Here is a 12604-nt window from a genome sequence, read left to right as displayed (position 1 = left end):
GATAATGTTACATACCAGCGTAACCGAACTGTTGAATATCCGTTATCCGATTATTCAAGGCGGGCTTTCCTATCTGGCTTATGCCGACTTAGCTTCTGCTGTCTCCAAAGCGGGCGGACTTGGACAGATTACAGCGATGTCCCTGCCGGATGAAAAGGCATTAAAGCAGGAAATCCGGAGCGTCCGGCAACAGACAGATTCTCCCTTTGGTGTCAATATCGCCATTGGCAGAGGGGTGCGTCCTTATCAGGAGATGGTGGAGGCAGCTCTCTCTGAAAAGGTGGATGTTATATCCATTACAGGTGGAAATCCGGTTCCGGTACTTGATATGTTGAAAAACACCAACGTAAAAGCGCTTGTATTGACTGCTTCAGTCCGGCAGGCTGTAAAAGCTGAGGAAGCCGGGGCGGATGCTGTTATGATTGTGGGCCGGGAAGGAGGCGGCCATGTTGGACGTGATGACACCGGCACCATGGTATTGCTGCCTCAGGTGGCCGCCAGTGTCAATATTCCTGTCATTGCCTCAGGTGGAATAGCGGATGGGCGTTCCATGATGGCAGCAATAGCGCTTGGCGCGGAAGGGGTGGAAATGGGGACAAGATTTATCGCTGTGAAAGAATGTGTACATGCCCATCCAATGTATCAAGAGACTTTAACAAGGGCTGCAGAAACCGATACAGTTGTAATAAAAGAATCAATCGGTGCACCGGGCCGGGTATTAAAGAACCGCTGGTCCGAACAAATTCTTGAAATGGAGAAGTCTTCCCCGGATGTTGAAGAACTTCTTCCGTATATAGATGCACAAGCCAATAAAACGTTTATTCACGAAGGGAAGCAGGACAGCGGTTTTGGCTGGGCCGGCCAGGCTGCAGGCCGTATCCACGATATTCCTTCTGTGCAGGAACTTTTCAACAGAATAATGGAAGAGGCAGAACATGTGAAAGAAAGATGGAACAGATAGGAGGATTACAATGGAAGAAGAATATCCAATGCCGTTTTCGATGGAGTGGACAAAGGAAGAAATAATTGATGTGATGGAATTTTTCCGGGTAATAGAAGAAGCTTACGAGAAGCCGGTACGTAAGGAAGCGGTACTGTCGAGGTACCGGCGCTTCAAAGAAATTGTCCCTTCCAAAGCGGAAGAAAAACAGTATTTCCGGGATTTTGATGAAAAGGCAGGGGTTGCGTGCTGGAAAACCGTCCAGCAGGCCGGGAGAAAAGAAACAGAAGAAACTTTCATGATGACATAACATACGGCCGGTGTACGGACTCCGGCCGTACGCACATCTTTCGCCTGTAAACGGCGGGAATCCGGAGCGAAGTCCGGAAAATAACCGTACAGAGTAATCAGGATGATGTTGTTCCCAGAGAAAGCTGATACACAGGAAGCAGGGTTTCAAATGTGTTTTTGGCTTCCTCCAGGAAAGCCTCTCCGTCTTCAAGCAGCGGATCGTTTTTATCAATGTGTCTGCCTATGAGGAACTCCCCTTTTTTCACATCGCGGAAACGTTCCAGCGAAGACGTAATATCGTCACTGCTGCTTTTTTTCAAAGAAAAAGCATCCTTTTTTGTGTGGTCCTGGGAAATAACAAAATGATCAGGCAGGCTTTCAATCGTTTCCTGATGGCGCAGAAAAATCCCGGCTGTTTCCGCTTTCTCCGGCATTTCATAAATGCAGGCAAACCATAAAAACACATGATCATCAAAAAGTCCAACCTGGAAATGGGGACGTTTTTTATACCCTCTTTTAGTGTCTGCCAGTGCGAGCCATGTGTCGGTTGGCGGATTTTTGGTACGCCTGGCGTGTTTGGCAATATGAAGATGCATTTCCATGCCGAGCATAACGGACAGCTCGTCGGTTAAATAGCTGCCAATGGCGGAAAATTTCGGCTGAATTCTGTTTCGGATAGCTTCCATTCGTTCGTCGAGATCATCGATGAAAAATGTTTCAAAATCCGACGGCCTGAATCCTTGAAAAGGCATGATGAAACTCTCCTTTCTATTGTCATGTTCCATATTATCCTCTTTACCCAGAGAAAATCAAATATAATCTTTATTCATTTTAAGAAGAGTATCGTTTGAAAATATCGAAACATATGGTATAATATCAGAAACATAATACTCAGAATATTTTGTTAAGGTTACAACAACCGTCAGAAGGCCCGTGGAACATCGAAACAAATAAAGGGGTGTGGGTGGCCATGGAACAAGTAATGCAGACATTGAAAAGAACCGATGCTGAAGAGAGAATAGCCGTTCTCCGCATGGAGATTGATTATGAACTTGCAGGATTGTATGATGCCATGATGGAAGAGAACGTGGATAAAAGTAATGAATGTAAAGACCGTCTCGAACAATTACGGATGGAATTTATTCGTCTGGAAGCGTGACAAAACGAAACGTTTTTAAAATAAGGAAAAGAAGACCGGACAGGATGAATAAATATCCCGTCCGGTCTTCTTTCTAACATACAGCCTGTGAAGCGGGCTGTGTTTTTTTTGTCCTGCATATGAGATAATAAATAGCAGATGAACACAGGAGGACTTACATGAACGAGAACTGGAACGATGTAAAAAACGAGGCAGTCAAATGGGTGGAGGAAGCAGGGAAGATATTAAAAGAATCTCTCTATGAACAATTCGAAATTCAGACAAAATCCAACCCAAATGATCTTGTGACGGAAATGGATTATAAAGTGGAACGTATATTAAAAGAACGAATTGAACGCTCCCACCCTGATCATAAAATCATCGGAGAAGAAGAAGCGGGGCGTCATATACAGTCCACTGATGGCGTGATGTGGCTCATTGACCCCATTGACGGGACCACAAACTTTGTCCATCAAAAGTTCAATTTTGCGATTTCAGTCGCTGTGGTGGAAAACGGGGTGGGAAAAATCGGTATTGTCTATAATGTCATGCAGGATGAATGGTTCACTGCCGTTTCCGGGCAGGGAGCCTTTCTTAATGAAAGAAAGCTGGAACAAACACAGCCTGTCACGCTCCAGGAAGCTGTCCTTGGTTTGAACGGCCGGTGGCTTGCCCGGGAGAAACGGGCGGATGAGCAGTCACTTCACCATATGGTGCGGCGTTCAAGGAGCGTCCGGTCTTACGGTGCAGCAGCGATTGAGCTTGCCTACGTTGCATGCGGCAGACTGGATTGTTATATCAGCTTCCGTCTCTCCCCATGGGATTATGCGGCAGGGCTGGTGCTGCTGAAAGAAACCGGTCACCGGGTCTCAACATTTCAAAACGATGACGTACCGCTGCTTGAACCATGCAAAATTGCTGCCTCAAGACCCGGACTTCACGAAGAAATCCTGGACTACCTGTATGATCACAAAGGATTTGATTACTAGGTTCTGCCGTCTTTAACCAGGGAATCTTTATTTATTGACTGGACCTGCCCCGAAGTCTTCTTGCCGCAGCAAAGGAAAAACCAAGTACAAGTACACAGCAGACGGCAATAAGTATGGATCTCTCTGCCACGGCAATACCGAAAGACGCAATTGACAAGGCAGCGATGAAAGCAAGGATAAGATAACTCCATTTTATCTGATTCATATTGTCACCTTCCATTTTCAAAGTCTTCATCTCCCAGTGTACAGCGAAATGACATCGGTGAAAACCTGAAATGTTTGTGCAGGACCATATTGTTTATGATACAATAGGTAAGTTGAACAAGGAACGTATAGAATAGGAGCGGTGAAAAAGTTATGGCAGTACGCAACGATTTACGAAATATCGCCATGATCGCTCACGTCGATCATGGCAAAACAACAATAGTAGATGAATTCCTGAAGCAGTCAGGAACTTTTCATGAACATGAACAAGTGGACGAACGGGCTATGGATACGGACGACATAGAAAAAGAACGGGGCATCACGATTCTTGCTAAAAATACGGCTGTACGCTATAAAGATACAAGAATCAATATCATGGACACTCCGGGACACGCGGACTTCGGAGGAGAAGTGGAACGCATTCTGCAGATGGTGGACGGCGTACTGCTCGTAGTGGATGCCTATGAAGGATGTATGCCCCAGACAAGATTTGTACTGAAAAAGGCACTTGAACAAAAGCTCACTCCGCTTGTTGTGCTGAACAAAATTGATCGTGATATGGCACGTCCGAATGAAGTTATCGATGAAGTGCTTGATCTCTTTATCGAACTGGGAGCAGATGAAAATCAGCTGGATTTTCCGGTAGCATATTCATCTGCAATCAACGGGACGGCGAGTACCGATCCGACCACGCAGGACAGCGGTATGGATGTTCTTTTTGAAATGATCGTCAATAATGTTCCGGCGCCTGTTGATAACAGCACAGAGCCATTTCAGTTCCAGGTAACGATGCTTGATTACAATGAATACCTCGGTCGTATCGGAGTCGGTCGTGTCTTCAGGGGGACGATAAAGACCGGAGACCAGGCCGTACTGATTAAACGGGACGGCTCCGTGAAAAAATTCCGCGTATCCAAACTGTTCGGATTTATGGGGCTCAAGCGTGTTGAAATCGACAAAGGACAGGCTGGTGATTTAATTGCTATCGCCGGAGTGGAAGATATCAACGTCGGCGAAACAATCTGTCCGTCTGATTATGAAGATCCGCTTCCGCGCCTTCGTATTGACGAACCGACACTGCAGATGACATTTCTTGTGAACAACAGTCCTTTTGCGGGTCGTGAAGGGAAGTTCATTACCAGCCGTAAACTCGAAGAACGTCTGCTTACACAGCTGGAGACGGATGTGAGTCTGAAAGTGGAAAACACGGATTCCCCGGATGTGTGGACCGTTTCCGGACGTGGAGAGCTGCATCTATCGATTTTGATTGAAAACATGCGCCGTGAGGGCTATGAACTTCAGGTATCCAAGCCGGCGGTCATTGTTAAAGAAATAGATGGTGTGTTAAGCGAACCGGTGGAAAGAGCACAGATTGATGTACCCGAAGACTATACCGGCAATGTCATGGAAGGTCTCGGGGAACGTAAAGGCGAAATGCTGGATATGGTAAATAACGGCGACGGTCAGGTACGTATGGATTTCATGGTTCCTTCCCGGGGATTAATCGGCTATACAACGGAATTCATGGCTCAGACGAAAGGGTTCGGCATTCTGAACCACAGTTTTGACGGCTATCAGCCGCTTCACAGCGGTCAGGTCGGCGGACGTCACCAGGGAGCGCTTGTCTCCATGGAAGACGGCAAGACTACCCCTTACGGCATGATGCAGGTTGAAGACCGTGGTACATTGTTTGTAGAACCAGGAACGGAGATTTACTCTGGAATGCTTGTAGGAGAACATTCCCGTGAAAATGATATCACTGTCAACATCACGAAGGAAAAGCATTTGACTAACGTACGTTCCGCAACAAAAGACACAACGGTTACGATGAAACGCCCGCGTGTATTGACACTCGAAGAAGCGCTTGAGTTTTTGAATGACGATGAGTATTGTGAAGTAACTCCTGAGTCCGTTCGTCTACGCAAGAAAATACTGGATAAGAGCACTCGTGAGCGCGAAGAAAAAAGAAATAAACAGGAAAATAAAAATCCTTAACTTGATGGAAAAGACCACGCACTAAAGAGAAGGGATGAAAGAAAATGTACACTGCCGCTGCGCCTTTGAATGACATTGAAGTGACAAAAGAACAGCTGAGCTGGTTTGCCGGTGTTTTAAACATTCATGAGGCGGCGATAACCGGGTTTTGGCTGATGTATGCTGCGGTTGTGGTGATGTGTATCATCGTTTATAACCTCGGATTTGCACGCAGGCTTCCGCTGTTAAAAAATGCGGTAGTGTACACCGTTATGTTAATCGGTGCTTTTCCCCTGACTATATTTGCTATCGGTATGCCTGTCGTGGAGTCATTACTGGCAGCTGCTGTCGTGCTTGGCATTTATAAAATCAGACTCCGCCGGCATAAAAAAGAAAAACAGGAAAACGCAACAACTTCCTGACTAAAAGCAGTTGTTCCGCTGGTTTTTCCATCCGCCCGGTCAAATGAAGGACCAATTTTAGATAAGGTTGGGATCAAACGGGTCAATATCAGTATGAATGGGTACGGCTTCCGATGATCCTGTCGGAAACCGTACCCTTTTATACATAGGTGTAGAACCGGCTTTTGGATTTTTTGAAGGTCTGTGTTTCACCTGTTTTTTTGTGTGTGGTATGAAGAAGAAAAAATGAGATGGAGTTTACCCTGCTGGCGGTGACTTGCAAACGTGCACAGTAAGCACCAGCGCAACTCCTTCAAGGAAGGTATCTTTATCTTATAAAAGAGGGTCCGATTATCCTGCCAGGATAATCGGACCCTCTTTTATTCTACGTTTATAGATCCTAATTGATTACAAAGCAGAAAAGCAGGCATCTGCTGAATGACTTTAACCCAAACTTATGAAAAGACGGCTTCTCACAGAGTTTTTTCCTTTGTTTTTTCTCTATGGTTCGTATTCATTTGTGTTATTTCCGCGTTATATTCTTTCTTCAATGCTTTTAATATGGACCAACTTATAAAAATCAAGATGATAGAAAAGGGACTGGCTGCAACAATTGAGATGGTTTTGACTGCATCCAGACCACCGGCCGATAAAAAGACCGTGGCTGATCCTGCAATAATAATTCCCCACGTTATTTTAATTTTGTTTGATGGATCAAGGTCCCCATTGCTGCTCAACATCCCTAACACAAATGTAGCTGAGTCAGCTGACGTAATAAAGAAAGAGAAAATAAGAATTAGTGCAATGATACTTAACACAGAACCTAAGGGAATGTTACTCAAGAACTCAAATAAAGCTCCATTAACATCAGCGTTTATATTTTCTGCTAAGGCGCTGTTGCCTAGATCATGTATGAAATGAATCGCGCTGCCGCCCATAACGGAAAACCACACAAATGATATTAAGGAAGGTACTAATAAAGCACATAAAATGAATTCTTTAATGGTTCTCCCTTTTGAGATTCTTGCAATAAATGAGCCTACAAAGGGCGCCCATGTGGTCCACCAGGCCCAATAAAATACTGTCCATGCCCCTATCCAATTATTAGCTTCGTTATCAAACGGTTCCATCCGCAGACTCATCGGCACAATACTGCCCACATAGCTTCCAGTAGAACTGATTAACATTTCAAATATTTGTTTAGTAGGGCCGATCATTAATACGGAAAGAGTCAGCAGGACCAATAGCAGCATGTTAAAGTTGGATAAATATTTAATACCCCGATTTAACCCTGACCACGAAGAAATGATGAACAGGATAAACCCAATCGCAATAATTAAAAGTTGAACGGTTAATGTATCTGGGATACCCCATTGCGAATTCATCCCGCTGCTGATTTGTAACGAACTTAATCCGAATGTACTTGCAACACCTACAGCAGTAATAAATACGGAAAGAACATCAATGGTTTTACCGATAGGCCCATTAATTTTATCACCCAGTAGTGGATGAAAAATGGAGCTCATGGAAGATGGCAGGTCTTTGCGGAAATGAAAATATGCTAAACCCAAAGCTACTATTCCGTAAAGTGCCCAAGGATGAAGCCCCCAATGAAAAAAGGTATATTTTATAGCTGCGGAGGCAGATTCTCCTGTTGATCCCTCTCCGAATGGTGGTGTTGTGTAGTGAGCGACTGGTTCAGCAACTCCCCAAAACACCATGCCTACACCCATTCCTGCACTAAACAGCATCGTAATCCATGAGAATGTGCTGTGAGCGGGTTTGTCTGTATCCTTTCCCAGACGGATGTTTCCATATTTTGAAAACATCAAATACAGACAAATAAACACAAAAGCAGCACCAATAAGTAGATAAAACCAGTTAAAATAAGTAACGGCAAAATCTAAAAAAGCTGATGCTTTTTGATCCAGCCAATTATTGAAGATGACCCCAATAAATACGAACAAAATACTCAGTACTAAAGAGATACCAAGTACACTATTTCCCTTGAACAAAATAACTCCTCCCGATTTTCAGTTTTTCAAAATGACACAAGGACAAGCATACCATAAGAAATTTAATGTGAAACACTAAAAAATTTTTCTTTCTTTTCTCGGAAGGAGAGGTGGCTCAAAGTATGTGTAGAAGGTCGGTGAAGGAACGAGGAAGCGGAGGAGAATTCGGAGAACACAATCTATATAAAAATCCGGGGAGCCTGAATGGCTGCGCCCGGATTTTACCAATCATCGTCAGAAACCCGGTCCCGGTAAGGACGGAAATTTCCCGTCGCCCATCTGTCCAGTGTCCTCTTTTCAATACGGTCATGACAGGTGCTGCACATATACGTGTGAATGGGCCGGTTCCGCAGTTTTTTAGCCAGTGGGTCATTGTTATCCAAATCATGTACTGTATCACAAATGACACATTTTACTTTCATACTATCCCTCCAGATGCTTCCCTTTGAAAAAAGGGCTGTTTCATTATAACATAGCAGTAGAGCAGTACATATTGACTTGGGGATGAAAGTCTTCAGGATGGCTGCTGAAAGATTCCTTCCTCTGACCAGCTTATACAGAGAATGGAATGCACCGCTTCAAAAAAAGGAGGGGCTGAATGTGCCGAATCATGTGGAAACATGCTTGACTGAGGAGTTGTTGACTCTGCTCCGACAGGAACGTTACGTCACTTTATCCACCATCGATCATGAGACGAATGCACCGAGCGTTAGTGCCATTTCCTGGCTTTATGCCATGGACTCAAAGACAGTCCGGTTCTGCGTGGAAAGCCGGTCCGCCATTCTGGATAACCTGAGACAAAATAATCAGATTGTTATTACGTTTATCGGCAGCGGGTCCACGTATGCTATTTCCGGAAAAGGAACCATCATCTCTGAAGAGGTGGAAGACATGCCGATTAAACTGGGATTAATCGAGTGCCATGTCAAGGAAGTGAAAGATATTATGTTTTACGGCGCCAAAATTGTCAATGACCCGCAATTTGAAAAAACCTATGATGCTGAAGCAGCACTGAAATTGGACAACCAGGTCATGGATGCAATGAAAAGCGCTTCCAGTGAATAATGCGTTAGATATAAAAAGTCGAGTATTTTTTACGTCAATATTGTCCAAGTTGAAGCATATGAAAGAACAAGGCCGTTTTTAATCTTTCGTTGTATTGTCCTCCGTCCGCGTTTTATGCAAAAGAACGACGGTATACTGTTTCATATTTGAATAGGGAGGAACTGCTTTGGAAAAAATATATGTCCTGGACACAAATGTTTTACTGCAGGAGCCGCGGGCCCTTTTTCAATTTGAAGAAAACGAAGTTGTTATTCCAGCTGTGGTGCTGGAGGAAATAGACGCCAAGAAGAGGTACATGGATGAGCTTGGACGAAATGCGAGGGAAGTATCGAGAATCCTTGATGGTCTCCGTAATAAAGGAATGCTGCATGAAGGGGTTCCTCTGGAAGGCGGAGGAAAAATCAGGGTTGAATTGAATCACCGTTCCTTCCACTTTTTACGGGAGACGTTTGCAGAGATGACCAATGACAACCGGATTCTCGCCGTTGCCATGAATCTGCAGGCGGAACAGGAAAAAAACGAAACTCACCGGAACGTAGTTATCGTCAGCAAAGATGCACTCGTCCGGGTAAAGGCGGATGCTCTTGACATTAAAGCAGAAGACTTTCTGAACGACAGAGTCACCGAGCTTGATCATATTTATAAAGGTAAACTCTACAGTAAAGTTACAAAAGACACCTTGAACCAGTTTTATCAAACGCAGAGCCTGCCTGTTTCTGAAATAGGAATGGAGCAGCTGTATCCGCATCAATTTGTCATTTTAAAGGACGCTTTGGGAAGTTCTGCTTCTGCTGTGGCTAAAGCTGATGAAAAGGGGAAATCGCTGCGCCCGTTTTTTCATGAATCGGAACAGATCTGGGGAATTCATCCTAGAAATGTAGAACAGAAGATGGCGATGGAACTGCTCCTGCGCGATGATATCCCGCTCGTCACACTGACCGGGAAAGCCGGGACGGGCAAAACACTGATTTCTCTGGCAGCAGGTCTTTTTCAGACGGAAGATATCGGTATGTACAATAAACTGCTCGTGGCCAGGCCCGTGGTGCCTATGGGAAAAGACATCGGATTTCTCCCGGGAGAAAAAGAGGAAAAACTGCGCCCGTGGATGCAGCCGGTTTTTGATAATCTGGAATATCTGTTTAACACAAAAAAACCGGGGGAAATCGACCAGATTCTTGCCGGAATGGGATCCATCCAGGTGGAAGCCCTGACTTATATAAGAGGGCGGAGTATCCCGGAACAGTTTATTATCATCGATGAAGCTCAGAACTTAACGAAACATGAAGTGAAAACCATCTTAACAAGGGTTGGTGAACGCAGTAAGATCATATTTATGGGAGATCCCGGTCAGATTGACCATCCTTATCTGGATGAGCTGAATAACGGTCTCTCCTACGTTGTCGAAAAATTCAAGGATCAGGCGGTGGGAGGGCATGTAAAACTGGAAAAAGGAGAACGCTCCGGTCTTGCCCAACTCGCTGCCGATATTTTGTAACACCGGCAGCCCGGACAACCGTTTCTTTTATTCGACTCTGAGCCCCGTCACATACGTGATGGGGTTTTCTTTATTGCTTCCATCCCCGTAATAAAGATGAATTGGTCCTGTTTCTTTCAACGGTTCCCCGTTTTCCGAAAAACCGGCCACCAAATGGAAGGCGTCTTCAAGGGCAACTTCATACTCATCGCCGCCGGAGGTTTCGATCATCACCCGGGTGGCTGAACTTTCCGGTCCTGCGTTTCCAATGAAAGATCCAAATGGAATACCGAATGTTCCGTGAATCAGCTGTTCTTTTTTGGAACGTGCTTCATTGGTTCGTGTCTTGGCTGGAGCCTCGACTCCCTTTGTGATATCCTTGTCGAATTGTTCAGAGACAGATTTTTTATAAGCTTCCCATTCTTCTTCCTTTCTTTTTTCTTCACCTTCCCACGTATTCAAGTCAATTTTTCTTTCGTCGAAAATCCAGACGGTGGGGTCAATGGTGATCGTATACTTAACATTCCCATGTATAAAAACAATAAAATCCAAAAAAACGCCCTCCTTCTCATTATATCTTTTTCATCCTAACATATTTTTTTCGTTGTATGAGAGCAGACAGCTTGGTTCACACTATAAATATAAAAAACAGACGAGGAGCGCTGTTTCGAGGAGTGTGAAAACACAATGTCTCTTTTCATTCAGAAAAATGCGTTAGCCTCATACATGGAAGCTGTGCAGTCCGAAGCCGGCAAAGGGAGCGTTGCATCCTATATCCCTGCTTTGCAGCAGGCAGATCCGGATGCGTTCGCCTGTGTGGTTCATCACGGGAGAGAAAGGGAAGAAGCAGGAGATACCGGCGTTCGTTTCACGCTTCAAAGTACAGCGAAAGTCATCAGCCTGGCCCTCGCATTAATGGATAGAGGAGAGGAAGAAGTGTTCTCCAGAGTTGGAATGGAGCCGTCCGGCAACCCTTTTCATTCCATTCAGGCGCTGGAAAAAGAAAAACCGGCCAAACCGTTAAATCCGATGATAAATGCCGGGGCCCTCGTCGTTGCAGACCTGTTGGAGGGAAACAAACCGGATGCTGTCGTACATAGGTTCCTCCGTTTTATTCAGCAGATTACTGCCAATCCGGATGTTGATATATGTGCCGAAACAGCAGCATCTGAACGAAATCATTCCGATCTTAATCGTGCACTCTGCTATTTTCTGAAAAGTCACCATGTACTGGAAAATGAAGTGGAGGATGTACTAAATACGTATATCAATCTGTGTTCTGTCAGAGTGAACAGCTGTGACCTGGCCCGGATAGGAAGTGTCCTTGGTGCAGACGGACGGGATCCGGAAACCGGGGAATATTTGATACCGGCCTGGACTGCTGAAATGGTAACGACTTTTATGGTGACGTGCGGCATGTATGACGCGTCCGGTTCTTTTGCAATAAAAGCGGGAATTCCATGCAAAAGCGGGGTGTCCGGGGCGCTGCTCGGCAGTCTTCCGGATGGCACAGGGATTGGTGTTTACAGCCCGCCGCTTGATTCACATGGTAATAGTGCCGCTGGGACGCGTCTTCTTGAAAAACTTTCATCCGATTTTCAACTGAGCATTTTTTCAGGGCGGCTATGAAGAAAAGGGTTTCCCCGCCGATTTTTCTAAATTTTTAAAGGGTTCTTTCCTGTGTTCTGTTGCATTTTTCTCCGGCAGTCGATATGATAGGTGACAGGAGTAAATGAACAGGAGGGATCACCTTGAGCGTTGAGGCGCAGACGGAACATAAAGAGAAAGCATATGCTCTGCTTAAAGCTGACGCAGAACGGATCCGGAAATTAATCGAAGTACAGATGGACAACCTCACACTGCCTCAGTGCCCTCTATACGAAGAGGTTCTGGATACGCAGATGTTTGGTCTTTCCCGTGAAATTGATTTTGCCATCCGCCTGAATTTGATAGATGAAGACACAGGAAAGCAGATATTATCAGAACTGGAGCGGAAACTGGCTGCCTTTCACGAAGCAGCACTTGCGGGGAAATAAGAAGAACCAGGCTATTCCAAGGAATAGCTTGGTTCTTTTTTACCTCCTGCTTTCCCTTTTTTGAAAACGCATAATAT

Annotated in this window: 15 protein-coding genes; 10 read left to right on the top strand and 5 right to left on the bottom strand. The window is 45.0% G+C overall.

Translation table 11 applies throughout. From position 1 onward, the window contains the following. Positions 1-4: 4 nt before the first annotated feature. Both ACFSUB_RS05705 and ACFSUB_RS05700 read left to right on the top strand, forming a co-directional pair. Positions 5-961 (top strand): NAD(P)H-dependent flavin oxidoreductase, encoded by a 957-nt coding sequence (locus tag ACFSUB_RS05705; RefSeq protein ID WP_380712224.1) that lies wholly within the window; start codon positions 5-7, stop codon positions 959-961. 10 nt (positions 962-971) lie between these two features. Continuing rightward, complete coding sequence (locus ACFSUB_RS05700; protein WP_380712223.1) at positions 972-1250, top strand: UPF0223 family protein; 279 nt, start codon at positions 972-974, stop codon at positions 1248-1250. Positions 1251-1347: 97 nt separating this feature from the next. On the opposite strand, the gene ACFSUB_RS05695 is transcribed toward ACFSUB_RS05700, so the two are convergent. Next, a complete protein-coding gene (locus ACFSUB_RS05695; RefSeq protein ID WP_380712222.1) occupies positions 1348-1983 on the bottom strand; it encodes a YktB family protein in 636 nt (211 codons plus the stop codon). A gap of 218 nt (positions 1984-2201) precedes the next feature. Here ACFSUB_RS05695 and ACFSUB_RS05690 point away from each other — a divergent pair, with 218 nt between their 5' ends. Continuing rightward, positions 2202-2390: a hypothetical protein gene (locus ACFSUB_RS05690; RefSeq protein WP_380712221.1), complete on the top strand. Its 189-nt coding sequence runs from the start codon at positions 2202-2204 to the stop codon at positions 2388-2390. Positions 2391-2548: 158 nt separating this feature from the next. Further along, positions 2549-3358, top strand: a complete 810-nt coding sequence (locus ACFSUB_RS05685) for an inositol monophosphatase family protein (protein ID WP_380712220.1) — start codon at positions 2549-2551, stop codon at positions 3356-3358. 31 nt (positions 3359-3389) lie between these two features. On the opposite strand, the gene ACFSUB_RS05680 is transcribed toward ACFSUB_RS05685, so the two are convergent. Further along, the gene (locus ACFSUB_RS05680) at positions 3390-3578 is read right to left on the bottom strand and encodes a DUF5325 family protein (protein WP_380713187.1); all 189 of its coding nucleotides are present in this window, start codon (positions 3576-3578) and stop codon (positions 3390-3392) included. 137 nt (positions 3579-3715) lie between these two features. Between ACFSUB_RS05680 and typA the strand changes: the two genes are divergently transcribed. Next, on the top strand, positions 3716-5557 hold the full coding sequence (gene typA, locus ACFSUB_RS05675; RefSeq protein WP_380712219.1) for a translational GTPase TypA: 1842 nt from the start codon (positions 3716-3718) through the stop codon (positions 5555-5557). Positions 5558-5601: 44 nt separating this feature from the next. Next, positions 5602-5958, top strand: coding sequence for a YlaH-like family protein (locus tag ACFSUB_RS05670; protein ID WP_380712218.1), 357 nt, complete (start codon positions 5602-5604; stop codon positions 5956-5958). Positions 5959-6410: 452 nt separating this feature from the next. On the opposite strand, the gene ACFSUB_RS05665 is transcribed toward ACFSUB_RS05670, so the two are convergent. Beyond that, positions 6411-7952, bottom strand: coding sequence for a BCCT family transporter (locus ACFSUB_RS05665; RefSeq protein WP_380712217.1), 1542 nt, complete (start codon positions 7950-7952; stop codon positions 6411-6413). Between the two features lie 221 nt (positions 7953-8173). Further along, the gene (locus tag ACFSUB_RS05660) at positions 8174-8374 is read right to left on the bottom strand and encodes a YlaI family protein (protein ID WP_380712215.1); all 201 of its coding nucleotides are present in this window, start codon (positions 8372-8374) and stop codon (positions 8174-8176) included. Between the two features lie 178 nt (positions 8375-8552). Between ACFSUB_RS05660 and ACFSUB_RS05655 the strand changes: the two genes are divergently transcribed. Further along, positions 8553-9017 (top strand): pyridoxamine 5'-phosphate oxidase family protein, encoded by a 465-nt coding sequence (locus ACFSUB_RS05655; protein ID WP_380712214.1) that lies wholly within the window; start codon positions 8553-8555, stop codon positions 9015-9017. Positions 9018-9183: 166 nt separating this feature from the next. Next, positions 9184-10512 carry a PhoH family protein gene (locus ACFSUB_RS05650; protein ID WP_380712213.1) on the top strand — a complete coding sequence of 443 codons (1329 nt, stop codon included), beginning with the start codon at positions 9184-9186 and terminating at the stop codon, positions 10510-10512. Positions 10513-10539: 27 nt separating this feature from the next. Here ACFSUB_RS05650 and ACFSUB_RS05645 read toward each other — a convergent pair whose 3' ends face one another. Then, positions 10540-11043: a peptidyl-prolyl cis-trans isomerase gene (locus ACFSUB_RS05645; RefSeq protein WP_380712212.1), complete on the bottom strand. Its 504-nt coding sequence runs from the start codon at positions 11041-11043 to the stop codon at positions 10540-10542. A 135-nt stretch (positions 11044-11178) separates the two neighbouring features. Between ACFSUB_RS05645 and glsA the strand changes: the two genes are divergently transcribed. Next, positions 11179-12120, top strand: a complete 942-nt coding sequence (gene glsA, locus ACFSUB_RS05640) for a glutaminase A (RefSeq protein ID WP_380712211.1) — start codon at positions 11179-11181, stop codon at positions 12118-12120. A gap of 122 nt (positions 12121-12242) precedes the next feature. Then, complete coding sequence (locus ACFSUB_RS05635; protein WP_090925484.1) at positions 12243-12527, top strand: YlaN family protein; 285 nt, start codon at positions 12243-12245, stop codon at positions 12525-12527. The last annotated feature ends 77 nt before the right edge of the window (positions 12528-12604 follow it).

Origin of the sequence: Salibacterium lacus, assembly GCF_042684865.1 — a bacterium.
Taxonomy (GTDB): Bacteria; Bacillota; Bacilli; order Bacillales; family Marinococcaceae; genus Salibacterium; species Salibacterium lacus.
The sequence above is the reverse complement of the archived record's forward strand: the minus strand, read 5'-3'. Positions and strand labels throughout refer to the sequence as shown.

Bases quoted from the DNA above. Each gene is read 5' to 3' on its own strand.
- ACFSUB_RS05705 (WP_380712224.1), top strand. From the start codon at position 5: ATGTTACATACCAGCGTAACCGAACTGTTGAATATCCGTTATCCGATT.
- ACFSUB_RS05700 (WP_380712223.1), top strand. From the start codon at position 972: ATGGAAGAAGAATATCCAATGCCGTTTTCGATGGAGTGGACAAAGGAA.
- ACFSUB_RS05695 (WP_380712222.1), bottom strand. From the start codon at position 1,983: ATGCCTTTTCAAGGATTCAGGCCGTCGGATTTTGAAACATTTTTCATC.
- ACFSUB_RS05690 (WP_380712221.1), top strand. From the start codon at position 2,202: ATGGAACAAGTAATGCAGACATTGAAAAGAACCGATGCTGAAGAGAGA.
- ACFSUB_RS05685 (WP_380712220.1), top strand. From the start codon at position 2,549: ATGAACGAGAACTGGAACGATGTAAAAAACGAGGCAGTCAAATGGGTG.
- ACFSUB_RS05680 (WP_380713187.1), bottom strand. From the start codon at position 3,578: ATGGAAGGTGACAATATGAATCAGATAAAATGGAGTTATCTTATCCTT.
- typA (WP_380712219.1), top strand. From the start codon at position 3,716: ATGGCAGTACGCAACGATTTACGAAATATCGCCATGATCGCTCACGTC.
- ACFSUB_RS05670 (WP_380712218.1), top strand. From the start codon at position 5,602: ATGTACACTGCCGCTGCGCCTTTGAATGACATTGAAGTGACAAAAGAA.
- ACFSUB_RS05660 (WP_380712215.1), bottom strand. From the start codon at position 8,374: ATGAAAGTAAAATGTGTCATTTGTGATACAGTACATGATTTGGATAAC.
- glsA (WP_380712211.1), top strand. From the start codon at position 11,179: ATGTCTCTTTTCATTCAGAAAAATGCGTTAGCCTCATACATGGAAGCT.